The following is a 23,612-nucleotide window of genomic DNA, read 5'->3' as shown; positions in this document are numbered from 1 at the left end:
GCCGCCTCACACGGCGATGTGCCCGGCCCGCAACAGGAGTTCCATCTCGCGCGCCGGCAAGGGGTGGCTGTACAGGTAGCCCTGCAGCACTTCGCAGCCGATCCGGCCGAGGAAGTCGCGCTGCGCCAGCGTTTCGACGCCTTCGGCCACCACCCGCAGCGACAGGCCGTCGGCCAGGGCGATGGTTGCCTGGGCGATTGCTGCGCTGCGCGGGTCGGTCGTGATGTTGCGGACAAAAGCCTGGTCGATTTTCAGCTTGTCGAGCGAGAAGCGCGACAGGTAGCCGAGCGAGGAATAGCCGGTGCCGAAGTCGTCCAGCGAGAGCGACACGCCCATGGCGCGCAGCTCGGCCAGTTGGGCTTCGACGGCGGTGGTATCGCCCAGCATCACGCTTTCGGTCAGCTCGACTTCCAGGTAGCGCCCTTCGAGGCCGGACTCCATCAGGGCCGCGCGCACCACGGCCGGGACGCTGCCGGCCTTGAACTGGTGCGCCGAGACGTTCACCGCGACCGGGATGCGCGCCAGGCCGGCGTCCTGCCAGGCCTTGTTCTGCAGGCAGGCCTGCCGGATCACCCAGTCGCCGATCGGCAGGATCAGGCCCGTGTCTTCGGCCAGCGGAATGAAGTCGGCCGGCGAGACCCGGCCCAGCTCCGCGCTGTGCCAGCGCAGCAGCGCTTCCATGCCGATCACGCGGCCGTCGGCGCGCGTCACCTGCGGCTGGAAATGCAGGGCCAGTTCGGCGTCGCCGATGGCCCGGCGCAGGCGCGTTTCCAGCGCCAGCCAGCGCAGCGCCTGGTCGTTCATCTCGCCCTTGAAGAAGCGGAAGCCGTTCCGGCCGGCGTCCTTCTGGTGCGCCAGCGCGGCGTCGGCGGTTTTCAGCAGGTCGCCGGCGAGGTCGCCGTCGCGCGGGAAGATGCTGATGCCGATGCTGGCGGTGACGACGATGTCGTGGCCGCCCACCGAAAGCGGCTGGGCGACGGCGTCGATCAGGCTGCGCGCGATCAGGATGATGGCTTCGGTATCCAGGCATTCGGTGAGCAGCACGAATTCGTCGCCCGAGAGGCGCGCGACGGTGTCGGCCGGGCCGGCCACCTTGCTGGCACGCAGCGCCACCTCGCGCAGCAGGGCGTCGCCGGCGGCGTGGCCGAGGCTGTCGTTGATGCGCGAGAGGCGGTCGACGTTGACCAGCAACAGCGCCAGCTGGGTGCCGTCGCGGCGCGCCGCGGCGATCGATTGCTGCAGCCGGTCGTGGAACAGCGAACGGTTCGGCAGCAGCGTCAGCGCATCGTGGTTCGACAGGAAATCGAGCTGGTGGTGGGCCGCTTTCAGCGCCGACATGTCGGTCGAGACCGAGACATACGCGGTCAGCTTGCCGGCGTCGTCGTGCACCGCGCTGATGCTCATGCGCTCCGGGAAGACTTCGCCGTTCTTGCGGCGGTTCCAGATTTCGCCGCGCCACTGGCCGTGCTGCTCCAGGCTGGCCCACATGCAGCGGAAAAACGCGGAATCGTGGCGCCCGGAGCACAGCATGCGCGGATTGCTGCCGATGACTTCCCACTCGCGGTAGCCGGAATTGAGCTCGAAGGCCGGATTGACCGCGACGATGTTGGCGCCGGCGTCGGTCATGATGATGCTTTCCTGCGTGCTGTCGAAGACCTGGCGCGCCAGCTCGAGCCGGTGCTCGCTCTCGCGCAGGGCGGCGTCGGCATGGGCGCGCGCCGTCGCTTCCAGCTGCAACTGGGCCGCATGGCGCTGCACCACGCCGTACAGGTTCAGGTTTTCATAGGCCACCGCCAGTTGGGCGGCCAGGGCCGAGGCCCAGTCGGCATCCTCGGCAAGGAAGGCAGGAGCCCCGGGATCGCGCACGAACACGATCCAGCCGTGCAGGTGGTGCAGGTCGCGCACCGGCAGGCCGAGGAAGGCGCCGGCATGATCCAGGCCGGCGGGCAGCCTGGCCAGCAGCAGGTCGTCGGCGCCAAGGAGCAGCGGCTGGCGCGCGTCGAGCAGGGCGCCGGGAAGGGAGCCGGTCAGGCGGGTGGCGGTTGCGCAGGCGGCGAGGGCGGCGGCGTCGCAGCCGCTGGCGGCCAGGTGGCGTACGCTGCGCTCGTCGCTGTCGAGCAGGCAGAGCGCGATCCGGTCGGCCTCGACGATGCAGCCGGCCGCGCGCAGGAAGGCCTGGGCCAGGCCCTCGACCTTGCGTTCGCCCGCCAGGTGCAGCGACATGTCGCGCAGCGTCGCCAGGCGCAGGTCGGGGATGAGGGCAGGAGAGCGGGCCGCGTCCGGCCCGGCCGTGTCGCGCGCCTGGGGCGCTGGGAATGCGTCGGCGGGCGCCGTGGCCGCGGGCGGCGCCGTCGCCAGGCCCAGCTCGGCGTTGACCGCCTTCATGATGTCGTCCGGGTCGGATGGCTTGCCCAGCACGGTCTGCACGCCGCAGCTGTGGGCCATCGCGATCGTCTCGCGTTCGGCATACACGGCGGAGTAGAAGATGACGCGGGTGGCGGCCAGTTCGCGGCTGGCGCGCAGGCGCTGGACGAACTCGTAGCCGTCCATGGTCGGCATCAGGATGTCGGTGATGATCAGGTCGGGGCGCTCGCTGTACACCAGCGCCAGGGCGGCGGCGCCGTCTTCGGCTTCCAGCAGGCGATGCTCGGTGAACCCGAGCAAGGCGAGCAGGTAGGCACGATTGCTCGGCCGGTCGTCGACGATCAGGATGGTGGCCATCAGTGCGCCCGGGCTGCAGCGGACCACCGGCAGGTCAATAGTGTTACCAGCATAGCTACTCCATTTATGTCCCGGCAGCAGCACACCGGAACGTCAGACCGGTTATTCTGGAATCATAATCCAGTCAAAGTCTTCAACACTCACATCGTTTCATAATAGAACATAGTAATTAACAATTGATTGTGAACAAATATATTTTAATTGCGAAGCGGCAACATGATGTTTTTCGGCGTCAGTACAGGCTCAGTGCGCCGTTTCCGCTTCTCCTGCCGAGTTCCTCCCTCGACCCGGTTAAATGCCGGTAAATCCTTTAAAATAGCGGATTACGCACGACGCGTCACCGTTTCGAGGAATCCGCATGTCTATCTCCAGTACCCAGGAAATCGTTGCCGAACTGCGCGCCGGGCGCATGGTCATTTTGGTCGACGAAGAAGACCGCGAGAACGAGGGTGACCTGGTGCTGGCGGCCGATTTCGTGACACCCGAGGCGATCAACTTCATGATCCGCCATGCGCGCGGCCTGGTCTGCCTGACCCTGTCCGAGGAAATCTGCGACCGCCTGGCGCTGCCGATGATGACGAGCCGCAACGGCACCTCCTTCGGCACGAATTTCACGGTCTCGATCGAAGCGGCCGAGGGCGTGACCACCGGCATCTCGGCGGCCGACCGCGCACGCACGATCCAGGTGGCCGTGAACAAGGGCGCGCGGCCCGACGACCTGGTGCAGCCGGGCCACATCTTCCCGCTGCGCGCGGTGAAGGGCGGCGTCCTGATGCGCGCCGGCCACACCGAAGCCGGCTGCGACCTGACCGAAATGGGCGGCCTGACCGCGGCCTCGGTGATCTGCGAGATCATCAACGAAGACGGCACCATGGCGCGCCTGCCCGACCTGATCGAATTCGCGCGGGAACACAAGCTGAAGATCGGCACCATTGCCGACCTGATCCACTACCGCAGCCAGAACGAAAGCCTGGTCGAGCGCGTTGCCGAGCGCACGCTCTCGACCGCGCATGGCGACTTCCAGCTGATCGCCTACCGCGACAAGCCCAGCGGTTGCGCCCACCTGGCGATGGTGCACGGCGCGCCCGCCCGCGATACCGAGACCCTGGTGCGCGTGCACCAGCCGGTGTCGATCCTCGACGTGCTGGAACACCGCGCCACCACCCACTCGTGGACCATGGCTTCGGCCATGGCGGCGATCAAGGAGGCCGACAGCGGCGTGCTGGTGCTGCTCAATTGCGGCGAGAGCGCCGAGCAGCTGTTCACGCACTTCGCCTCGATCGACGCGCCAGGCGCGCGCCCGAGCGGACGCGCCGCGACGATGGACTTGCGCACCTACGGCATCGGCGCCCAGATTCTGAAGGAACTGGGCGTGGGCAAGATGAAATTGCTGGCCAATCCGCGCAAGATGCCGTCGATGACCGGTTTCGATTTGGAAGTAACCGGATACATCGCCAATCCTGCGGCTTGACGCGCTACCATTCACTATTATTCACGCATACACAAAAGAGGGCAGCCATGACCGTAGGAACTTATGAAAGCAATATGACGGGTGAAGACCTGCGCATCGGGATCGTGCAGGCGCGCTTCAATGCCGACGTCGGGCATGGCCTGCTGTCGTCCTGCCTGGCCGAGCTGAAGCACCTGGGCGTGGCCGACGAAGACATCCTGCACGTGACCGTGCCGGGCGCGCTGGAAATTCCGCTGGCGCTGCAAAAGATGGCCGAAACCCAGCAGTTCGACGCGCTGATCGCGCTCGGCGCGGTGATCCGCGGCGAGACTTACCACTTCGAGCTGGTGGCCAACGAATCGGGCGCCGGCATCACCCGCATCGGCATCGACTACGGCATCCCGATCGCCAACGCCGTGCTCACCACCGAGACCGACGAGCAGGCCGAAGCGCGCATGGCCGAAAAGGGCACCGACGCCGCGCGTGTCGCCGTCGAGATGGCCAATTTGCTGATGGCGCTCGAAGAGCTGCATCCTGAAGAAGACGAGTAAGAAGTACGACGAAGAAGAAAGTTTGAACATGAGCGACAACACCACCCACGCCAACCCGAGCAAGAACCGCACCCCGCGCCACCGCGCGCGCGAGTTCGCGCTCCAGGGCCTGTATCAATGGCTGCTGAACAACGAGCCATCGAGTCAGGTGGCCAGCAACATCCGGAGTGCACACGGTTTCGACAAGGCCGACGGCGAGTATTTTTCCTCTCTGCTGAACGGCGCCATCGCGACGTCGGTTGAGCTGCGCGAATCGATCGCCCCGCTGATCGACCGCAGCATCGCCGAGCTGTCGCCGATCGAGCACGGTGTCCTGCTGCTCGGCGCGTACGAGCTGAAGAACAATCCGGAAATCCCTTACCGGGTCGTCATCAATGAAGCGGTCGAGCTGGCCAAGTCCTTCGGCGGCATCGACGGCCACAAATACGTCAATGGCGTGCTCGACAAGCTGGCCTCGAAGCTGCGCGCGGAAGAAGTCGGAGCGAACGCGCGGCGCTGATCTATATACAGTGTGTGTTGGCGCCAAGCCACCGTTGCCCCAGGCACGGTGGCTTTTTTTTGATCGGAAGAAAGGCAGCAGGGTGGACGAAAAAAAGCCACCGCGAACGGTGGCCATGAGGAGTGTTTCGGCTCTTGCCGCGCCGTGCCGTGTCAGATGTTCGACGCCAGCACTTCGTTGTGTTCGACCACAGCCGGCTCTTCAGCCTTCGGAGTCGCCGTGACGGGCGCCGCCGGGGCAGGCGCCGCCTTGTTGACGACCATCTGCGCAGGCGCCGATGGCGGGGTGCGGGTCGGCACGTTCTTGCCGCCGGCGACCTGCTTCAGGCGATGCCATTCGGCGATGACCTTCGCGCCGTAACCGGAGTCGTCGCTCATGTCGGCCGCGCCGACATAGGTTTTCAGCCCGCCTTCGACGGAACCGGTGCGCTTGACATAGTCTTTCAGGATCAGCGCGCCGACACGGATGTTGGCAGCCGGATCGAGCGCGGCCTTGGCGCCGCCGACTTTATCGAACTTGTCCTGGTGCACCTTCGCCATGACCTGCATCAGGCCCTTGGCGCCCATCGGGCTTTCGGCGAACGGGTTCAGGCCCGATTCGATCGCCATCACCGCCAGGATCAGGAGCGGATCGAGTTTCATCTCGTGCGCCGTCGTGTAAGCGGTCGATACCAGCATGTTGGCCGCATCGCCAGCCACGCGGTAACGCTTGGCAAGCCAGGAGGTCACGTGCTGCTGCTGCTTGGTGCTCGCGACCGGCTTGACCTGGGTGCGGGTCACCGGGGCTGCCTCGATGGCGCTGGCTTGCGCCGACGCCGGCGTAGCGGCCGCGATCATGGTGCCGGCAGCAACAGGGGCGCCGGCTTCAGGGTGGATCAATTCGGATACCTTTTTGGCGGCATCCGGATTCGCGTAGAGCAGGGCAAGTACTGCCACTGCCGAGAGACCGAACACGGTCAGTGTGTGCTGCATCGTGGTCAACAGACCACGCGCCGTTTTGCTCACGTGTGAAAACGTGATTGGCTGGCCAGCCAGGTGGACGAGCTTTGCGCTCGAGCCGAACAAACGATTGATCATCGAAGTCCCCTTTGTCGCGGCGAAAAGGATCCCGTCGCGGCGCTCAGGGCGCTGCGCAGTACCAATGCCGTGCATCAGAAAAATCGTCAGGGCTTCCAGGTGTGGAAGTCCAAAACGCCGTCATTGCTTTGCTTCAGCTGGACGCAGTCCCAGTGGGGAAGGCCAGTGGCTCAACAACTGTCTCGGGGGAGTTAGGCAGACGCCTATTGAAAACACTCCTTAAAATGTCATTTGGGGCCCCGACCCCGTGAAGTTATGAGAGCGGCTACAATCTGGAAAAGTCCGGCCGCCTCATCAAGTAGGGCGATTGTAGGAGGTCGTTTATACCAAGTCAACCCTAGCACGAACGCGCTTAATTACTTTTGAATCTAGCTTTTGTTCCACAAGCTCAGCAATACCGTGCCAAATCAACTACTTGGCAGAGCATTCTGATCAACCGCAAGCATTCCAAAAAAACATAAAAGTTAATGAAATATTCAGATCTTCGGGATTTCATGTCCCAATTGGAACTAACAGGTGAGTTAAAGCGCGTAACCATTCCGGTATCGACCCATCTCGAAATGACCGAAATCTGCGACCGCACCCTGCGTGCCGGCGGCCCGGCGCTGCTGTTCGAAAACCCGACCGGGCAGGACGGCGCGCGGCTGCCGATTCCCGTGCTCGCCAACCTGTTCGGTACCCCGCAGCGGGTGGCGCTGGGCATGGGCGCCGACAGCGTCGGCGAACTGCGCCGCATCGGCCACGTGCTGGCGCGCCTGAAGGAACCCGAGCCGCCGCGCGGCTTCAGGGACATCATGGGGCTCGGTTCGCTGGTCAAGGCGGTGTGGGACATGGCGCCGAAAGAGGTCAAGGGCGCGGCTTGCCAGGAAATCGTGTGGGAAGGGCAGGATGTCGACCTGGGCCGGCTGCCGATCCAGCACTGCTGGCCGGGCGACGTGGCGCCTCTGATCACCTGGGGCCTGGTGATCACGAAGGGTCCGAACAAGAAGCGCCAGAACCTGGGCATCTATCGCCAGCAGGTGCTGTCGAGGAACAAGGTCATCATGCGCTGGCTGGCGCACCGCGGCGGCGCGCTCGACTTCCGCGAGCATGCCATTTCCCATCCCGGCCAGCCCTACCCGATTGCCGTGGCCCTGGGCGCCGATCCGGCCACCATCCTTGGTGCGGTGACCCCGGTGCCGGACAGCCTGTCGGAATACCAGTTCGCCGGGCTGCTGCGCGGCCAGCGCACGGTGCTGACCAAAGCCCTGGGCAGCGAATTGCGCGTGCCGGCGTCAAGCGAGATCGTGCTCGAAGGGCATATCTATCCGGATGCGAACCACCCGTCGGGCTTCGAGCACGCCATGGAAGGCCCGTATGGCGACCACACCGGTTACTACAACGAGCAGGACAGCTTCCCGGTATTCACGATCGACCGCATCACGATGCGCCGCGATCCGGTCTACCACTCGACCTATACCGGCAAGCCGCCCGACGAGCCGGCCGTGCTGGGCGTGGCGCTGAACGAAGTCTTCATCCCGCTGCTGCAAAAGCAGTTCAGCGAGATCACCGACTTTTACCTGCCGCCGGAGGGCTGCAGTTACCGCATGGCCGTGGTGCAAATGAAAAAGCAGTACGCCGGCCATGCCAAGCGCGTGATGTTCGGGGTCTGGAGTTTCCTGCGTCAGTTCATGTATACGAAGTTCATCGTCGTCGTCGACGAGGACGTGGACGTGCGCGACTGGAAGGAAGTGATCTGGGCCATCACGACGCGGGTCGACCCGACGCGCGACACGGTGCTGGTCGACAACACGCCGATCGATTATCTCGACTTCGCCTCTCCCATCAGCGGCCTCGGCAGCAAGATGGGCATCGACGCCACCAACAAGTGGCCCGGCGAGACCAACCGCGAATGGGGCACGCCGATTGCCATGACGCCGGAAGTGAAAACCCGGGTGGACGCGATCTGGCAGGAGTTGGGACTGTAGGGCAGGGGGCTCCAGGGAAGGGTCTTAGTTGTAGGAATAAAAACCATGCCACACCGTGCGGCGCGTCGGGTATAATGAGCGCTGGCGGGCCCCTGCGCATTGTGGCATGGTTTACCTGGTCAGGTCGGGAACGAAGCAGCCAAAGCCGTTCACCGCAAGTGCCGCAGATCAGGCTCGCCTCCTTCGTTTGTCTCCGTAGTTCGATTGTCTCCCCTCGATTTCTGTTCTCCGTCGACCATTTGTTCGCGTCGCCCCTGCTTGTCCAAGGCGTTTGTTCGCAGAGACGACAGTCGATACGCAGTTTCGGCAATTAATGTTGTAATTCGTCCCAATTCGATGTTTCGGACTCGCTTGCAAAACGATTCTCTGTTGTAATATTTCCTTTGATCAATAAATTCAGCAGATCGGGGAAAGACATGATGAATCCGCAAGTCGACGCAGCCTTGCGCCACAACTGGCGCCGCGCAGACCGTCTGATGGTGATGATCCTATGGGCAATGTTCGTAATCTCCCTGGCCTTGTCAGGCATGCACGATACCCTCGGCTGGGCCCTCCTGATCGGCATCCCTGCCGCGCTGGTGCCGACGCTGCTGGCCTGGACCGCCGGTGGGACGCGTTTGTCGCGCATGACAACCTCGGTGGCGCTGATCGTAATGTGCGCACTGCACATCCACCAGGGTGGAGGTCGTGACGAGCTGCACTTCGGCCTGTTCGTCGCCCTCGCTTTCCTGCTGTGCTACCGCGACTGGAGCGTGATCGTCGTCGCCGCCACCGTGACGGCCTTGCACCATCTCAGTTTCAATTACTTGCAAGAGCTCGGCTATGGCGTGCGCTGCCTGGTGACACCTGGCATCGGCATTGTGCTGGTGCATGCAGGTTATGTTGTTGCTGAAACAGTTGTGCTGTGTTTCCTGGCCATGCAATTGCGCCGTGAGACCCTGCGCGAAGCCGAGCTGCGCGCCACGGTCGCGACGCTGCAATCGACGGGCGGAATCATTGACCTGCGCGCCCAGCTGCCGGCGCTCAGCGACAGCGGCCGTGCCTTGCAGGATGTGGTATCGATGCTGCAGCGCGCCATGGCCAGCGTCCAGAGCAGCGTACACACGACCAGCGCCGCCTCGCACCAGATTGCCCAAGGCAATGCTGAACTCTCGCTGCGCACCGGGCGCCAGGCCGAAGCGATCCGCGCGACGGTGGACTCGATGTCCGAGCTGACCTCGACTGTGCGCCAGAATGCTGACAATGCCCGCCAAGCCGATGCGCTGGCCAGTTCCGCGGCCGGCGTCGCGACGCGCGGCGGCGAAGTGGTGGCGCAAGTGGTCGAGCGCATGGTATCGATCGACGCCTCGTCGCGCCGCATCGCCGACATCATCGCCACCATCGACGGCATCGCTTTCCAGACGAACATCCTGGCGCTGAATGCGGCGGTCGAGGCGGCGCGTGCGGGGGAGCAGGGCCGCGGTTTCGCGGTCGTCGCCAGCGAGGTGCGCAACCTGGCCCAGCGTTCGGCCGGCGCTGCGCGCGAGATCAAGACCCTGATCGAGGAGTCGGTGGCCCAGGTGAGCGCCGGCAGCACGCTGGCGCAGCAGGCCGGACGCACGATGGGCGAGGTGGTCGAGAGCGTGCACCGGGTCTCGGGCATCATCGGCGAGATCAGCAACGCCAGCCACGAGCAGGCCCAGGGCATCGCCGCCATCAGCGAGGCGATCGGCGCGATGGACAGCGACACGCGCGAAAGCGCGGCGATGGTGCGCGAGGCGGCCGACGCTGCCGGCGCGTTGAAGCACGAAGCCGATCACCTGGCCGAGGTCGTCGCTGTGTTCCATCTTGACAACACCAACAGCACCGCCAAGGGCCGTGTGTTGCTGGCTGCCTGAGCAGGAGCAAGTGGCTGAAAGCGGCGGCGCGCGGTTTCGCCGCCGCCGCGCCGCCGCCTCATCCGCCGAATGTGGGCGCCGGCGCTCAACTGCGGTAAAATCGCTGCATGTCCTATCAAGTCCTCGCCCGCAAATACCGTCCCAAGAACTTCGAAACGCTGGTCGGCCAGGAGCACGTCGTGCGCGCGCTGACGCATGCGCTCGAGACCGGGCGCCTGCACCACGCCTACCTGTTCACGGGCACCCGAGGCGTCGGCAAGACCACGCTGTCGCGCATTCTCGCGAAATCGCTGAACTGCATCGGCCCTGATGGCGCCGGCGGAATCACGGCCACACCTTGCGGGGCCTGCGAAGCCTGCCGCGCGATCGACGCCGGCCGCTTTGTCGACTATATAGAGATGGACGCCGCCTCCAACCGCGGCGTCGACGAAATGGCGCAGCTGCTCGAGCAGGCCGTGTATGCGCCCAGCAATGCACGCTTCAAGGTCTACATGATCGACGAGGTGCACATGCTGACCAACCATGCGTTCAATTCGATGCTGAAAACGCTCGAGGAACCGCCCGAGCACGTCAAGTTCATCCTCGCCACCACCGACCCGCAAAAGATCCCGGTCACGGTGCTGTCGCGCTGCCTCCAGTTCAACCTGAAGCAGATGCCGCCAGGGCACATCGTCGGCCATCTGGAAAACATCCTCGGACAGGAAGAGGTCGCTTTCGAGCAACCGGCCCTGCGCCTGCTGGCGCAAGGCGCGCACGGCTCGATGCGCGACGCGCTGTCGCTGACCGACCAGGCCATCGCCTATGCCGCCGGCGCCGTCACGCTCGAGGCGGTGCAGGGCATGCTCGGCGCGCTCGACCAGTCCTACCTGGTGCGCCTGCTCGATGCGCTGGTGCGCGAAGACGGCGCCGACCTGCTGGCGGTGGCCGACGAGATGGCCAGCCGCAGCCTGTCGTATAACGGCGCGCTGCAGGATCTCGGCACCTTGCTGCACCGGATCGCGCTGGCGCAGTCGGTGCCGGGCGCGGTGCCCCAGGACTTGCCGGAGCTCAGCGACATCCTGCGCCTGGCCGGCCTGTTCGACCCGCAGGAAGTGCAGTTGTATTACCAGATCGCGGTGCACGGCCGCAACGAGATCGGCCTGGCGCCGGACGAATATGCGGGCTTCACCATGACGCTGCTGCGCATGCTGGCCTTCCGTCCGGGGCAGGGCGGCGCCGAGCGCATCGCCGCGCCGGATGGGGCCGCTGCAGGCGGTCCGGCGCGCACGCCGCCGCCTGCGCGCGCCGCTGCGGCCGCCGCGGTGGCGAGTCACACCTCGAGTCATGCATCGAGCAGCGCGCCTGCGCGCCCGGCCGCTCCTGCCGCTGCGCCAGCCGCCGCCCAGCCCGCACCCGCCGCCAATCCTGCGCCGGCCATGAATTCCGCCCGCGCCGCAATCAATGCGGCGCTGGAAGCGGCGCGCGCCGCCTCCGGCCAGCGTTCGCCGCCGAAGCGCCCGGGCGCCGATGCGGCCTCGGCGCCGGCCGCGCCCGCTGCCTCCGCGGCGCCGCCTTCGGCAGGCCCGATCCGGGTTGCGCCAGGTGCACCCGGCGCGCCACGCGGCTTGCCGCCCGCCGCCCCGTCCGCGCCCTCGGCCGGCATGGCCGGACAGTCCGGCCGTCCCGGCGCGGCGCCGCCCTGGGACCGGCCGCAAGGCCAGGCCGAGGTGGGTCCGCAGGCGCGCGCCCAGCTTGACGAGAGCGCGCCCGAGGACGGGCCGCCGTCCTGGGTCACCGAATTTTCCGACGACACCGCCGTCGCCAACGAAGCCGCCGCCGAAGCCGCCGCAGTCGCCGCGCCGGTGAGTGCGCCGGCGGCTGCGAATCTGCCTCCTCCAGCGCGCCCATCGGCCACGCCGCCGCATGCTTATGTCGTCACGCCGGTGCCAAACCTGGACTGGGACGGCAACTGGCCGGCGCTGGCCGCCACGCTGGCGCTGCGCGGCGTGTCGCAGCAACTGGCGCTGCAGACCGAACTGATCGATTGTCACGCGGACGCCGGTTCGGCTGTTTTCCGCCTGCGCGTTCCTGTCGACACCCTGCGCGCCAGCGGCAACAGCGAAAAACTCCAGGCCGCGCTGCAGGAGCGCTTCCCTGGCAAACGGATCACGGTCGAGAGCGAAATCGGCCCGGTCTGGTATACCGCCGCCGCCGAAGCGAAAGCGGCGCGCGAAGAGCGCCAGCGCCAGGCCGAAGCGGTCGTCGCCGGCGACGCCTTCGTGCAGGCGATGGAACGCACGCTGAACGCCTTTATCGTGCCCGGCTCGGTCAAGCCGCCGGGCGCTTGAACCCCCATTTTTATTTCGACTACCGGAGAACCGCATCATGATGAAAAACCAGCTCGCAGGCTTGATGAAACAGGCGCAAGCCATGCAGGACAACATGAAGAAGGCGCAGGACCAGCTGGCCCTGGTGGAAGTCGAAGGCCAGTCCGGCGCCGGCCTGGTGAAGGTCACCATGACCTGCAAGAACGACGTCAAGCGCGTCCAGATCGACCCGTCGCTGCTGGCCGACGACAAGGACATGCTGGAAGACCTGGTCGCCGCCGCCTTCAACGACGCCGTTCGCAAGGCTGAAGCGACTTCCGCCGAAAAGATGAGCGGCCTGACCGCCGGCATGCCTGGCCTGCCGCCCGGCTTCAAGATGCCATTCTGATGAGCCATCGCCAGCAGGGGGAGTGCGCCTGATGTCCAAGTCGCTCGACTTCCTGACCGAGGCGCTGCGCCGCCTGCCGGGCATCGGCCCGAAGTCCGCGCAGCGCATGGCCTTCCACCTGCTGCAGCATGACCGGGAAGGCGCGGCGATGCTGTCGCGCGCGCTCTACCAGGCCGTCGACACGGTGCACCACTGCAGCATGTGCAATACCTTCGCCGACACCGAAGTCTGCGAGATGTGCGCCGACGACGCGCGCGACCACGCGCTGCTGTGCGTCGTCGAAACCCCGGCCGACCAGATGATGATCGAGCAGACCCTGACCTTCAAGGGCCTGTATTTCGTGCTGATGGGACGCCTGTCGCCGCTGGACGGTATCGGTCCGAAAGACCTGCACCTCGACAAACTCATCGCCCGCGCCGCCGACGGAGTGGTCGGCGAGGTCGTGCTCGCCACGAATTTCACCAACGAGGGCGAAGCCACCGCCCACTACATCAGCGAAATGCTCAAGGCCCGTGGCCTGAAGGTGAGCCGGCTGGCGCGCGGGGTGCCCGTCGGCGGCGAACTCGAGTATGTCGACGCCGGCACCATAGCGCGCGCCATGCTCGACCGTCGTAGCGCATAATCGTCTTGACAACGAACCCGGTGGCCCGAAGCGGCGCTTAGCCGTTTGCGTGTGCTCAATCGGCACGGTCGGCCCGCTGCTATCGTGGCCCCTTCAAGCGGATCTGCGAGCATGCACCTAGTCGATATCACGATGTTCTACGCCACCGAAGGCAATGGCGTGAGCACTTACCTGAATGCCAAGGCGCGCTGGCTGGCGCGGCACAGCCGCGTGAAACATACCATCCTCAGCCCGAACGTGGACAGCGGCGGCGATGCGCCGGCCCTGGTGCGCGTGCCGGCGTTCGCGCTGCCCGGCATCAACGGTTTTCGCATGCCGACTTCGGTGCGCGCGCCCACGCGCCTGCTGCGCCAGGCGCGGCCCGATATCATCGAGGTCGGCGACGCCGGCCACAGCGCCTGGGCGGCGCTCAAGATGCGGCGGCGCCTCGGTGTGCCGGCGATCGCCTTCTACCATTCCGACCTGCCGCGCCTGGTGCGGCCGCGTTTCGGCCAGACTGCCGAGGGCGTCACCTGCAAATACCTGGCCCACCTGTACCGCCAGTTCGACCTGGTGCTGGCGCCGAGCCGCGTCATGGTCGAGCAATTGCACGAGATCGGCGTCCACGACGCCCGCCACCAGCCGCTCGGGATCGACGCCGCCGTATTCCACCCGTCGCGCCGCGTCGAGACCCTGCGCGCGCACCTGCGCCTGCCCGAGAATGCCAGGCTGCTGGTATACGCCGGCCGCTTCACGCTCGAAAAGAAACTGCCGCTCCTGATCGAGGGGGTGCGCAAGCTTGGCCGGCCCTATCACCTGGTGATGGTCGGCGGCGGCATCGACCTGCCGCGCTACCCGCAAGTAACCTACCTGCCGTTCAAGCGCAACCAGCGCGAACTGGCGCGCCTGCTGGCCAGCTGCGACCTGCTGGTGCACCCGGGCGACTGCGAAACCTTCGGCCTGATTGTGCTCGAAGCCATGGCTTGCGGCCTGCCGGTGGTGGCCACCACCGGCGGCGGCGTGGCCGAGCTGGTCGACGACCAGACCGGCATCCTGGCCGAGCCGAATTGCGTCGACAGCCTGGCCGCCGCCATTGAAGCGGTCTACGAACGCAATATGAGCGAACTCGGGGCGAACGCACGGCGCAAGGCCGCAGAGTGCTACGACTGGAACGAAATCCTGCCGCAAGTCATGCGCCGTTACCACGCCGTGCTCGGCACCCGTGGACAGGACGAGGCGGGGGCGAGGGGGATCTGTGTCACCGACTGAACTGGCCATCACACCACCCGCGCCCATGCTCTGCGTGTCGATCCACGATGTGGCGCCCGCTACCTGGGAAGAATGCGCGCGCCTGGCGCAGGCCCTGCGCAGCGTGGGCGATATTGCGCTGAGCTGGCTGGTGGTGCCGCATTATCACCAGCATGCGGATGCGCGCGAAGCCGACGACAGGGCGCTGCGCGCCGGCCTCGACGCGGCAGCCGCGCGCGGCGACGAACTGGTATTGCACGGCTATACCCACCTCGACACCGAACGCCCTGCCGCAAGCCTGCGCGAGCGCTTCCTGCGCGGCGTCTACACGCGCAGCGAGGGTGAATTTGCCGCGCTGCCGGCGGCCGAGGCGCGGCGCCGCATCGAGCTCGGGCTCGACTGGTTCCGCGCGCGCGGCTGGCAGTCGCCCGGCTTCGTGGCCCCGGCCTGGCTATTGAGTCCGGGCGCTTGGGAAGCGCTGCCGGAATTCGGATTTTCCTACACCACCACCTTCACCCGCTTCCACTTGCTGCAGGAAGGCGCTTCCGTGTTCGCGCCCTCGCTCGTGTACACGGCGCGCAACCGCACCGGGCGCGCGTTCTCGCCCGTGGCGGGCAGCCTGGCCGCACGGCTGCTGGCGCGCGCGCCGCTCATGCGCCTGAGCCTGCACCCGCCCGACGTGCGCCATCCGCGCCTGGTGGCGCATGCGCAGCGCCTGGTCGAGCGCCTGCTGGCCACGCACACGGCCGTCACCAAAGCGGCCTGCGCGCAGCAGCTGTTAATGAATCAGCAGGGTCAGCGGGCTCAGCGGGATCAGCGCCAGCCGCGGCCCCAGTAGCCGCCGCCCCAGTAGCCTGGCATCCAGGCGCCGCCATAGCCCGGATGACCAGAACGCTGGACCTCGTCCTTCGTGCTGAGGCTGAGGATGCAGTTGCGCCAGGGGTCCGATTGCAGGGCGTAGCCGAGCCGCTCGCAGGCGGGCCCGTAGACCACCATCATGTCCGCCATTTCCGCTTGCTTGCGCGCTGCCCGTTCCTGCGGACTGGCGCAGGCGCCCAGCAAGAGCGCCGCCGATAAAACACCGATCAAGGTACGCATTGCCGACTCCTTTTTGCCTGGCCTTCGTTGACTTGAGCTTAGCGCAAGATGCAGAACGCTGCTCGTTTCCACCCAATCGGACGGGGCCAGAGAGGGCCGCATTCGCAACGCGCTGTGCATCGCGTCCGTGGTTTTTCTGGCAAGATATTTACAAAATTTTAAGGGAGGCAGCATGCGAACACGCCGCTGGCGAACCTGGACCCTGCGCGCCCTGGCGGCGCTCGCGCTTTTTGCGCTGCTGGCGCTGCTCGGCGCATGGATGGTCTTGCGCGCCAGCCTGGCGCAACTCGACGGCCGGGTCGAGGCCAGCGGACTGGGGGCGCCGGTAATGATCGCGCGCGACGCGGCCGGCGTGCCCTTGATCCGGGGACAGCACCGGCTCGACGTCGCTTATGCGACCGGTTTCGTGCATGCGCAGGAGCGTTACTTCCAGATGGACTTGCTGCGCCGCACGGCTGCCGGCGAACTGGCCGAGCTGTTCGGGCCGCGCGCCTTGCCGCTCGACCGCGCACGCCGCCTGCACCGCTTCCGGGTGCGCGCCGTGCAAGCGCTGGCGGCGCTGGCGCCGCCGGAACGCGCCTTCCTCGACCGTTACGTGGCCGGCGTGAACCACGGCCTGCGCGCGCTTGCCGCACACCCTTTCGAATACCTGGCGGCCGGCGGGCCGCCCGCGCCCTGGCGTGCCGAGGATACGCTGCTGGTGGTGTGGGCCATGTATATCGACTTGCAGGGCAGCCAGGAGCCGCGCGAGCTGGCGCGCGGCTGGCTGCGCGCGCACAGCGACGCTGCCCAGCTCGCCTTCCTGTTGCTCGAGGCCACCAGCTGGGACGCCCCGCTCGATCGTGCCGGTGCGCCGCCGCCTGCTCTGCTCCCGGCTCCGCTCCCGGCTATGCCGCCCGCCTGGTGGGGGCAACCACGCACGGCGCCCGTCCAGCTGGCCGCGATCGACGTCGACAGCGCGGTCGGCAGCAATAATTATGCGATCGCCGGCAGCCGCAGCACGAGCGGCGCGGCCATCATTGGCGACGACATGCACCTCGGCCTGCAACTGCCGAACATCTGGTACCGGCTGGCGCTGGCTTTTCCGGACGGCGCCGGCCGCGAGCGCAGGCTGGTCGGCGTGACGCTGCCGGGCGCGCCGCCGCTCGTGATCGCCGGCAGCAACGGCAAGCTGGCCTGGGGCTTCACCAACAGTTATGGCGATGTCTTCGACCTGGTCGAACTCGGTCTGGATGCCGCCCGTCCCGGCCAGGTGCGCACGCCCGCCGGTTGGGAGCGTCCCGTGGAGCAGGTGGAAACCATCCGCATCAAAGGCGCCGCGTCCGAGCGCCTGCTGGTGCGCGAGACCGGGTTCGGGCCGATTCGCACCGTGGGCGGCAGGTCGTATGCGCTGCACTGGGTCGCGCATGCGCCGGGCGCCGTCAACCTGAACCATTTGCAGCTGGAAGGAGCGGCGACACTGGAGGCGGCCCTGTCGATCGCCGCGATCGACGGGATCCCGGCCCAGAATTTTATCGCCGGCGACGCCCTGGGCAATATCGGATGGACCATCGCCGGCCGGCTCCCGCGCCGGGTCGGCGACGCGCGCCTGGCCAGCTTTCCCTTGCTGCCGGGAGATGCGCCCCCTTGGGACGGCCTGCTTGCACCCGGCGACTATCCGCGCATCGTCAATCCGCCGGACGGCCAGCTGTGGACCGCGAACAGCCGCCAGTTGATGGGGGAGCAGGGCGCGCTGCTGGGCGACGGCGGCTACGACCTCGGGGCACGCGCCAGCCAGCTCGATGCGAGCTTGCGCCAGCTCGGGCAGCCTACCGATGTCGCGCGCGCGTTCGCCGTGGCGCTTGACGACCGCGCGCCCTTCATCGGCGCCTGGCGCACTCGCGCACTGGGCGTGCTCGACGCCGCCGCCACGAAGGGCCAGCCGCGCCGCGCCGAGTTCCGGCGTTTGCTCGAGACCAGCTGGGATGGCCGCGCCAGCATCGATTCGAGCGGCTACCGGCTGGCGCGTCATTTCATGTGGGCGCTGCACGACCTGCTGTTCGGCAGCGCCAACGAAGCGCTGGCGGCCCTCGACCCGAAAGCGACGATGGCGCTGGCGAACCCGCGCTGGCCGGCGGTCGTCGCGCGCCTGCTCGACCAGGCGCCGCCCGCCTGGCTGCCCCCCGGCATGCGCGACTGGCGCGCCGTGCAACTGGCTGCCATCGACCGCGTGATCGCCGACCTCGACCGGGACGGCGTGCCGCTGGCGCAGGCCACCTGGGGCGCGCGCAACACGCAAGCCTTCGCGCACCCGATCGCGCAGGCCTTGCCGCTGCCGGTGTTGCGGGGCTGGCTGAGCGTACCGCGCGACCCATTGCCCGGCGACGCGCACATGCCGCGCGTGGCCGGGCCGCGCTTCGGCCAGTCGCAAAGGATGACGGTGTCGCCGGGACGCGAGGAAGAGGGGCTGTACAACATGCCCGGCGGGCAGAGCGGCCATCCGCTGTCGCCGTTCTTCCTGCGCGGGCATGCCGAGTGGGTGCGCGGCACGCCGGTGCCGCTGTTGCCGGGGCCGGCGCGCAGCGTCCTGACGCTGGCGCCGGCGCGCTGATGGATTATTTCACGTCGGGCAGCGCCAGGTGCAGCGGGCCCAGCATCAGGGTCAGGGCCTCGGCAGTGGAAGGATGTCCCAGGAAGTAACCTTGCACCATGTCGCAGCCATACTGCTCGAGCAGCAGCAGCTGCTCGTCGGTCTCGACGCCTTCGGCCACCACGGCCATTTTCAGGCCATGCGCCATGGCGATGATGGCGCGCGTGATCGCCGCGTTTTCCGAGTCCTGGGGCAGGCCGCAAATGAAACTGCGGTCAATTTTCAGAGCGCGCACGTCGAAGCGTTTCAGGTAGTTCATCGACGAATAGCCGGTGCCGAAGTCGTCGATCGACAGGTAGACGCCGATGCCGCGCAGGCGCTCGAGCGTGGCGAGGGTGGCGATGGCGTCGTCCATCAGCGTGCCTTCTGTCAGCTCGAGCTCGAGCAGCTTCGGGTCGAGGCCGGTGTCGTCGAGCGCCGAGAGCACGATCTGCGACAGGTTCTCGTCCTTGAACTGCTTGGCCGACAGGTTCACCGCCATGCGCACCGGGCGCCGCGGCAGGCCCTGCCAGAGCCGCGCCTGGTTGCAGGCCGTGCGCAGCACCCATTCGCCGATCGGCACGATCAGGCCGGTCTCTTCGGCCAGCGGAATGAATTCGGTCGGCGAAATGATGCCGCGTTCCGGATGGCGCCAGCGCACCAGGGCTTCGACGCCGACGATTTCCGACGAACGCACATCGAGCTGCGGCTGGTACAGCAGGTAGAGTTCGTTGTTCTGCAAGGCCTTGCGCAGGCCGACCTCGAGCTTCACGTGGCTCATGATCTGCATCGTCAGCGACGAGCTGTACAGCTTGGCGTTGTTCTTGCCGCAGTTCTTGGCGTGGTACATCGCGGTGTCGGCGTACTTCAGCAGCGAATTGCAGTCGTCGCCGTCTTCCGGGAACAGCGAGATGCCGATGCTGGCGGTGACGAAAATCTCGTGGCCTTCGATCAGGAAGGGCCGCCGCATCGCTTCCTTGACGCGGTGCGCGACATTCAGGGCATGCTCGACCCGTTCCAGGTCGGGAATCAGGATCGTGAATTCGTCGCCGCCCAGGCGCGCCAGGTTGGTGGCGGGCGAATGTTCGTGGCTGGCGTCGTCCGGCAGCGCTTCGCTGCGCGAGACCAGGTCGCTCGGGCGGATGGTTTCGCGCAGGCGTTCCGAGACGATTTTTAACAGGTGGTCGCCGACGTTGTGGCCCAGCGTGTCGTTGATGCGCTTGAAGGCGTCGAGGTCCATGAACAGCACGGCGAATTTCTTGTTGCCGACCTTCGAGCGCTGCAGTTCGCGCTCGAGCGTTTCGAGGAAGGCCTGGCGGTTCGGGATGCCGGTCAGGCTGTCGCAATAGGCCAGGCGCCGGATCTGCTCTTCGGTGCGCTTTCTTTCGCTGATGTCGCGCACCAGGCCGAGCACCTCGGACGGCCCGGTGGCAACCAGGCGCGCCTCGAAATGCTGGGTCTCGCCGAAGCGCACCAGTTCGTATTCGACCGAGCGCACCTGCTCGTTGCTGAGCACCTCGGCCAGCTGGGCCATCATGCGGGCGGCGATTTCTTTCGGCAGCACCTCGGTGATGTGGCGGCCGACGCAGCGCTCGCTGGTAAACGGAACCGCTTCTTCGATGCCGCCGTCGCGGCGGCCTCGGCCCTGCAGGGCGCCGTTCATCCTGCCGCGGCCCGGCTCGTAGTCGAGGTAGAAACCGTCGCGGTTCATGCGGAAGAAGGTGTCGGGAATCGCCGCCAGCACGGCGCGGTTCTGGGCGTCGGCGATGCGCAGGCGCGCGATGGCGTCGCTGGCGCGCAGCACATACAGGACGCGGTGGCCGAGGATCGGCCAGTTGATCGGCTTCGAGATGAAATCGGTGGCGCCGGCTTCGTAGGCGCTGGTGACGGCTTCGATGTCGTCGCCGCCGGTGACCATCACGATCGGCACCGTCGCGCCGGGGCCTTCGGCGCGGCGAATCGCGCGGCAGGCGGAAAAGCCGTCCAGGTGCGGCATCTCGACGTCCATCAAGATCAGGTCGGGGCGGCGACTTGCGGCGAGCGCGATCGCTTCGCGGCCGTCCTGGGCTTCGATGCCATTCAATCCTACCTGCTGCAGCATTTCCAGCATCAGGAGGCGCATCACCGGATCGTCGTCGGCGACCAGCACGGTTCCACGGATGGCGCGTTGTGAGACGGGGGAAGCTGGCATCATGATTCCTTCTCTAGCATGGCATTGAGCGAGTGCTGAACCGCCTGGAATTCCTGTTCCATGTCGGACAGCAGGTCGGCCGCACCGATGATGCTGGCGCTGCGGCCGAGGTGTTCGAGGTCCTTGCACAGGCGCGCGAGGGTGTCGGCGCCGATGTTCGCGCTGGCCGACTTCAGGCTGTGCGCGACGCGGCGGACGGTGTCGGCATCCTCGCCATCGACCGCCTGCTGCAGCGCCTGGAGCTGGCGCGGCGTGTCGCCGACATAGGCGGCCACCACTTTCTGCACCAGTGCGTCGCCGCCCAGCTTGTTGAGTGCGCGGATCTTGTCGAGCGCGGCGTCGTTGATGACGTCGCGCTGGATCACTTCGCGGGTCTCGGGCGGCAGCGTCGGCGCGGCGTCGTCGTGGTGCCGGCTGCTGGACAAGGGCAGCGCCATCCAGCGTCCGACCACGGCGGCCAGCTCGGCCTGGGTAAACGGTTTCGACAGGTAGTCGTCCATGCCGGCGGCGAGGCAGGCTTCGCGGTCGCCCTGGAGCGCGTTGGCGGTGATCGCGATCACCGGCAGGGTGCGCGGCCGGCCGGCATCGAGTTCCTCGCGCCGGATCGCGGCGGTGGCGGCGAAACCGTCCATCACCGGCATCTGGCAATCCATCAGCACCGCTTCGAAACGATTGGAGCGCACCGCCTCTAATGCTTGGAATCCGTTATTGGCGACGTGGGCCTGCAAGCCCAGGCTTTCGAGCATGGCCTTGGCCACTTCGACGTTGACCGGGTTGTCCTCGGCCAGCAGCACGCGCCGCACGCGCGGCTTGCCGGCGCCTGGCTCGCCAGCGCGGCCGCTGGCGCCCGGCGGTGGCGGCAGGAACTGCGCGGCCGGCGCCGTCAGCCCGCGCGGGCGGGTGCCGAGGCAGGCGAACAGGTCGGCCGCGCGCGCCGGCTCGATCAACTGGTAGGCCACGCCCGCCTCGCGCCGCTGGACCGGGTCGGCCGCCAGGCGCTCGGGGCTGAGCAGGATCAGGCGCGTGGGCCGCGTCAGCGGGTCGGCCTTGATCCGGGTGGCCAGCAGCAGGCCGCTCGAGTGCGTCAATTCCATGTCGATGACGGCGGCGTCGAAGGGCTGGCCGGCGGCAGCGGCCGAGCGCAGGCGCGAAAAAGCGGTGTCGGCCTCGGCGGCGCCTTGGCAGGCGACGTTCCAGGCGGCCAGGTGGCGTTCCAGGCCGACGCGGCTGGTCTCGTTTTCGTCGACCACCAGCACGCGGATGCCGTCCAGGGTGTGATGCAGGGTGTGCTGAGCTGCGTGGCCCGCTTCGCCGGGGGCGTCGGGGTCGACCCGGCGCTTGTCGAAACTGACCGTGAACCAGAACACGGAGCCCTGGCGGGCGCCGTTGTCGACCCCGATCGCCCCGCCCATCAGTTCCACCAGCTGCTTCGAGATGGCCAGGCCCAGGCCGGTGCCGCCGAATTTGCGGGTGGTCGAATCGTCGGCCTGGGAAAACGCCTCGAACAGGCGCGTGCGCGCCTCGCGCGAAATGCCGATGCCGGTGTCGATCACCTCGAAACGCAGCATCACCGCCTGGCTGTCCTCGGTGGCGACGCGCACGCGCGCCTCGATCCGGCCCTGCTCGGTGAACTTGATGGCGTTGCCGAGCAAATTGGCCATGATCTGGCGCAGCCGGTTCGGGTCGCCGCAAATGGCCACCGGAATGTCGTTGGCGATGTCGAAATCGAGCGCGATGCCCTTGTTCTGGGCCTGCGGGGTATAGACGGTATGGATGTCGTCGAGCAGGTCCCAGAGGTTGAAGTTGATGTATTCGATGGTGAGCTTGCCGGCCTCGATCTTGGAAAAATCGAGGATGTCGTTGATGATGACGAGCAGGTGCTCGCCGGAGCGCTTGACCAGGCGCGTGTAATTGCGCTGGGTTTCGGTAAGGCTGGTGCCGAGCAGCATTTCGGTCATGCCGAGTACGCCGTTCATGGGAGTGCGGATTTCGTGGCTCATGGTCGCCAGGAAAGCGCTTTTCGCCCGGCTGGCCGCCTCGGCGGCGTTCTTGGCGCGCTCGAGCTGCTCGGTGCGCACGCTCACCTGGCGCTCGAGTTCGTCGCGGTGCAGGGTGAGGGCGGCGCCGCGGCCTTCGATCTGGGCCAGCATGTCGTTGAAGCTGTCGATCAGCATGCCCAGTTCGTCGCTGCGCTGGTGGGCCACGCGCAGCGTGTAGTTCTGGCTTTCCGACACCTTGCGCGCCGCGTCGATCAGCTTCGTGACCGGGTCGGCAATGCTGTGCGTGAAACGGCGCGCCAGCACCATCGCCACCAGCAGCGACACGCACATCGCCGCGCCCGCCACGCCGACGCTGTCGAGGATATCGCGCCACATCGGCAGCAGGTCCGCTTCGATCACCAGCACGCCGACCTGCGACTGGGCGCCAATCACCGGCCGGTACAGGCGCATGCGTGGCGACCACAGGCGGCCGCCGGCCAGGTTGGCCGCGCCCAGCTCGGCCGCGTCGGCAATCTCGATCGTCGGTTGCAGCTGGCCTTTCAGGTGCGCGGGCGAATGGTAGGCGGCAAACAGGCGGCCGCGGCTGTCGTAGAGCGCCGCCAGGGAAATATCGTCCTTGGTCTTGAGCGCGGCCAGCAGGGTACCTGCCAGGCTGCGGTCATTGAACACCAGGGCGTCGGCGCTGTTGACCGCCACCACCCCGGCCAGCGAGGACAGCTGGGTGCCGGCTTCTTCGCGGTGGTTGAGCACGGAGCCCACGGCGAAGATGACGAAGACGAACAGCAATGCCGTGCCGGTAGAGAGCAGCGACATCAAGGTCAGTTTGCGGTTCAGGCTGGAGCGCGCTATGGTCGACATGTAGGCATGGAGGCAATGTGCAGGGCGGCATGGCGGTGCGGGCCGGCGCCCATCTGCGCGCACATGCCCTCCTTGCAGAAATGCAAATTCCTGCAAGAAAAAATATTACGTTGGAGGGAAGGGGATAGTTTTGCGCTTGCGCAAAAGGGTTGATGCGCGGAAATTTGAACGGG

The 23,612-nt window shown here is 66.8% G+C and carries 16 protein-coding genes and 1 other RNA gene; 12 read left to right on the top strand and 5 right to left on the bottom strand.

The features are described 5' to 3' along the window. Window positions 1–6 precede the first annotated feature (6 nt). Window positions 7–2,721, bottom strand: a complete 2,715-nt coding sequence (locus AC56KZ_RS03935) for a two-component system response regulator (protein ID WP_497160813.1) — start codon at window positions 2,719–2,721, stop codon at window positions 7–9. Window positions 2,722–3,079: 358 nt separating this feature from the next. Here AC56KZ_RS03935 and ribBA point away from each other — a divergent pair, with 358 nt between their 5' ends. The 3 genes from ribBA to nusB are packed head-to-tail and all read left to right on the top strand — an operon-like array spanning window position 3,080 to window position 5,221. Continuing rightward, the gene (gene ribBA / locus AC56KZ_RS03930) at window positions 3,080–4,192 is read left to right on the top strand and encodes a bifunctional 3,4-dihydroxy-2-butanone-4-phosphate synthase/GTP cyclohydrolase II (RefSeq protein ID WP_497160812.1); all 1,113 of its coding nucleotides are present in this window, start codon (window positions 3,080–3,082) and stop codon (window positions 4,190–4,192) included. Window positions 4,193–4,239: 47 nt separating this feature from the next. Further along, window positions 4,240–4,722: a 6,7-dimethyl-8-ribityllumazine synthase gene (gene ribH, locus AC56KZ_RS03925; protein WP_497160811.1), complete on the top strand. Its 483-nt coding sequence runs from the start codon at window positions 4,240–4,242 to the stop codon at window positions 4,720–4,722. A gap of 28 nt (window positions 4,723–4,750) precedes the next feature. Then, window positions 4,751–5,221 (top strand): transcription antitermination factor NusB, encoded by a 471-nt coding sequence (gene nusB / locus AC56KZ_RS03920; RefSeq protein WP_497160810.1) that lies wholly within the window; start codon window positions 4,751–4,753, stop codon window positions 5,219–5,221. Window positions 5,222–5,373: 152 nt separating this feature from the next. Here nusB and AC56KZ_RS03915 read toward each other — a convergent pair whose 3' ends face one another. Next, window positions 5,374–6,297, bottom strand: coding sequence for a transglycosylase SLT domain-containing protein (locus AC56KZ_RS03915; RefSeq protein ID WP_497160809.1), 924 nt, complete (start codon window positions 6,295–6,297; stop codon window positions 5,374–5,376). Window positions 6,298–6,764: 467 nt separating this feature from the next. Here AC56KZ_RS03915 and ubiD point away from each other — a divergent pair, with 467 nt between their 5' ends. The 8 genes from ubiD to AC56KZ_RS03875 all read left to right on the top strand — a co-directional run bounded on the left by ubiD (window position 6,765) and on the right by AC56KZ_RS03875 (window position 15,522). Beyond that, a complete protein-coding gene (gene ubiD / locus AC56KZ_RS03910; protein ID WP_497160808.1) occupies window positions 6,765–8,264 on the top strand; it encodes a 4-hydroxy-3-polyprenylbenzoate decarboxylase in 1,500 nt (499 codons plus the stop codon). An 83-nt stretch (window positions 8,265–8,347) separates the two neighbouring features. Then, window positions 8,348–8,446, top strand: an RNA gene (gene ffs / locus AC56KZ_RS03905) — signal recognition particle sRNA small type. A 234-nt stretch (window positions 8,447–8,680) separates the two neighbouring features. Beyond that, window positions 8,681–10,141, top strand: coding sequence for a methyl-accepting chemotaxis protein (locus AC56KZ_RS03900; protein ID WP_497160807.1), 1,461 nt, complete (start codon window positions 8,681–8,683; stop codon window positions 10,139–10,141). A 107-nt stretch (window positions 10,142–10,248) separates the two neighbouring features. Continuing rightward, window positions 10,249–12,468, top strand: a complete 2,220-nt coding sequence (locus tag AC56KZ_RS03895) for a DNA polymerase III subunit gamma/tau (RefSeq protein WP_497160806.1) — start codon at window positions 10,249–10,251, stop codon at window positions 12,466–12,468. Window positions 12,469–12,505: 37 nt separating this feature from the next. Then, complete coding sequence (locus AC56KZ_RS03890; protein WP_497160805.1) at window positions 12,506–12,835, top strand: YbaB/EbfC family nucleoid-associated protein; 330 nt, start codon at window positions 12,506–12,508, stop codon at window positions 12,833–12,835. A gap of 31 nt (window positions 12,836–12,866) precedes the next feature. Beyond that, window positions 12,867–13,457, top strand: a complete 591-nt coding sequence (recR, locus tag AC56KZ_RS03885) for a recombination mediator RecR (RefSeq protein ID WP_497160804.1) — start codon at window positions 12,867–12,869, stop codon at window positions 13,455–13,457. A 111-nt stretch (window positions 13,458–13,568) separates the two neighbouring features. After that, on the top strand, window positions 13,569–14,705 hold the full coding sequence (locus AC56KZ_RS03880) for a glycosyltransferase family 4 protein (RefSeq protein WP_497160803.1): 1,137 nt from the start codon (window positions 13,569–13,571) through the stop codon (window positions 14,703–14,705). Further along, window positions 14,692–15,522, top strand: a complete 831-nt coding sequence (locus tag AC56KZ_RS03875) for a DUF2334 domain-containing protein (protein ID WP_497160802.1) — start codon at window positions 14,692–14,694, stop codon at window positions 15,520–15,522. Before AC56KZ_RS03880 ends, AC56KZ_RS03875 begins: the two co-directional genes overlap by 14 nt. Here AC56KZ_RS03875 and AC56KZ_RS03870 read toward each other — a convergent pair. Then, window positions 15,498–15,782, bottom strand: coding sequence for a hypothetical protein (locus tag AC56KZ_RS03870; RefSeq protein WP_497160801.1), 285 nt, complete (start codon window positions 15,780–15,782; stop codon window positions 15,498–15,500). The genes AC56KZ_RS03875 and AC56KZ_RS03870 overlap by 25 nt on opposite strands. Before the next feature lie 172 nt (window positions 15,783–15,954). Here AC56KZ_RS03870 and AC56KZ_RS03865 point away from each other — a divergent pair, with 172 nt between their 5' ends. Next, window positions 15,955–18,372, top strand: coding sequence for a penicillin acylase family protein (locus tag AC56KZ_RS03865; protein WP_497160800.1), 2,418 nt, complete (start codon window positions 15,955–15,957; stop codon window positions 18,370–18,372). A 4-nt stretch (window positions 18,373–18,376) separates the two neighbouring features. Here the strand turns inward: AC56KZ_RS03865 and AC56KZ_RS03860 are convergent, their stop codons facing one another. Next, window positions 18,377–20,581: a putative bifunctional diguanylate cyclase/phosphodiesterase gene (locus tag AC56KZ_RS03860; RefSeq protein ID WP_497161211.1), complete on the bottom strand. Its 2,205-nt coding sequence runs from the start codon at window positions 20,579–20,581 to the stop codon at window positions 18,377–18,379. Continuing rightward, on the bottom strand, window positions 20,581–23,439 hold the full coding sequence (locus AC56KZ_RS03855; RefSeq protein WP_497160799.1) for a response regulator: 2,859 nt from the start codon (window positions 23,437–23,439) through the stop codon (window positions 20,581–20,583). The genes AC56KZ_RS03860 and AC56KZ_RS03855 overlap by 1 nt, the downstream gene beginning before the upstream one ends. Window positions 23,440–23,612: the final 173 nt, after the last annotated feature.

It is taken from the genome of Telluria sp. LT2P34, from assembly GCF_059685915.1.
This window is presented reverse-complemented; position numbering and strand designations above follow the sequence as displayed.

Coding starts and splice junctions, on each gene's coding strand:
- AC56KZ_RS03935 (WP_497160813.1), bottom strand. CDS start 2,721: ATGGCCACCATCCTGATCGTCGACGACCGGCCGAGCAATCGTGCCTAC.
- ribBA (WP_497160812.1), top strand. CDS start 3,080: ATGTCTATCTCCAGTACCCAGGAAATCGTTGCCGAACTGCGCGCCGGG.
- ribH (WP_497160811.1), top strand. CDS start 4,240: ATGACCGTAGGAACTTATGAAAGCAATATGACGGGTGAAGACCTGCGC.
- nusB (WP_497160810.1), top strand. CDS start 4,751: ATGAGCGACAACACCACCCACGCCAACCCGAGCAAGAACCGCACCCCG.
- AC56KZ_RS03915 (WP_497160809.1), bottom strand. CDS start 6,297: ATGATCAATCGTTTGTTCGGCTCGAGCGCAAAGCTCGTCCACCTGGCT.
- ubiD (WP_497160808.1), top strand. CDS start 6,765: ATGAAATATTCAGATCTTCGGGATTTCATGTCCCAATTGGAACTAACA.
- AC56KZ_RS03900 (WP_497160807.1), top strand. CDS start 8,681: ATGATGAATCCGCAAGTCGACGCAGCCTTGCGCCACAACTGGCGCCGC.
- AC56KZ_RS03895 (WP_497160806.1), top strand. CDS start 10,249: ATGTCCTATCAAGTCCTCGCCCGCAAATACCGTCCCAAGAACTTCGAA.
- AC56KZ_RS03890 (WP_497160805.1), top strand. CDS start 12,506: ATGATGAAAAACCAGCTCGCAGGCTTGATGAAACAGGCGCAAGCCATG.
- recR (WP_497160804.1), top strand. CDS start 12,867: ATGTCCAAGTCGCTCGACTTCCTGACCGAGGCGCTGCGCCGCCTGCCG.
- AC56KZ_RS03880 (WP_497160803.1), top strand. CDS start 13,569: ATGCACCTAGTCGATATCACGATGTTCTACGCCACCGAAGGCAATGGC.
- AC56KZ_RS03870 (WP_497160801.1), bottom strand. CDS start 15,782: ATGCGTACCTTGATCGGTGTTTTATCGGCGGCGCTCTTGCTGGGCGCC.
- AC56KZ_RS03865 (WP_497160800.1), top strand. CDS start 15,955: ATGCGAACACGCCGCTGGCGAACCTGGACCCTGCGCGCCCTGGCGGCG.
- AC56KZ_RS03860 (WP_497161211.1), bottom strand. CDS start 20,581: ATGCCAGCTTCCCCCGTCTCACAACGCGCCATCCGTGGAACCGTGCTG.
- AC56KZ_RS03855 (WP_497160799.1), bottom strand. CDS start 23,439: ATGTCGACCATAGCGCGCTCCAGCCTGAACCGCAAACTGACCTTGATG.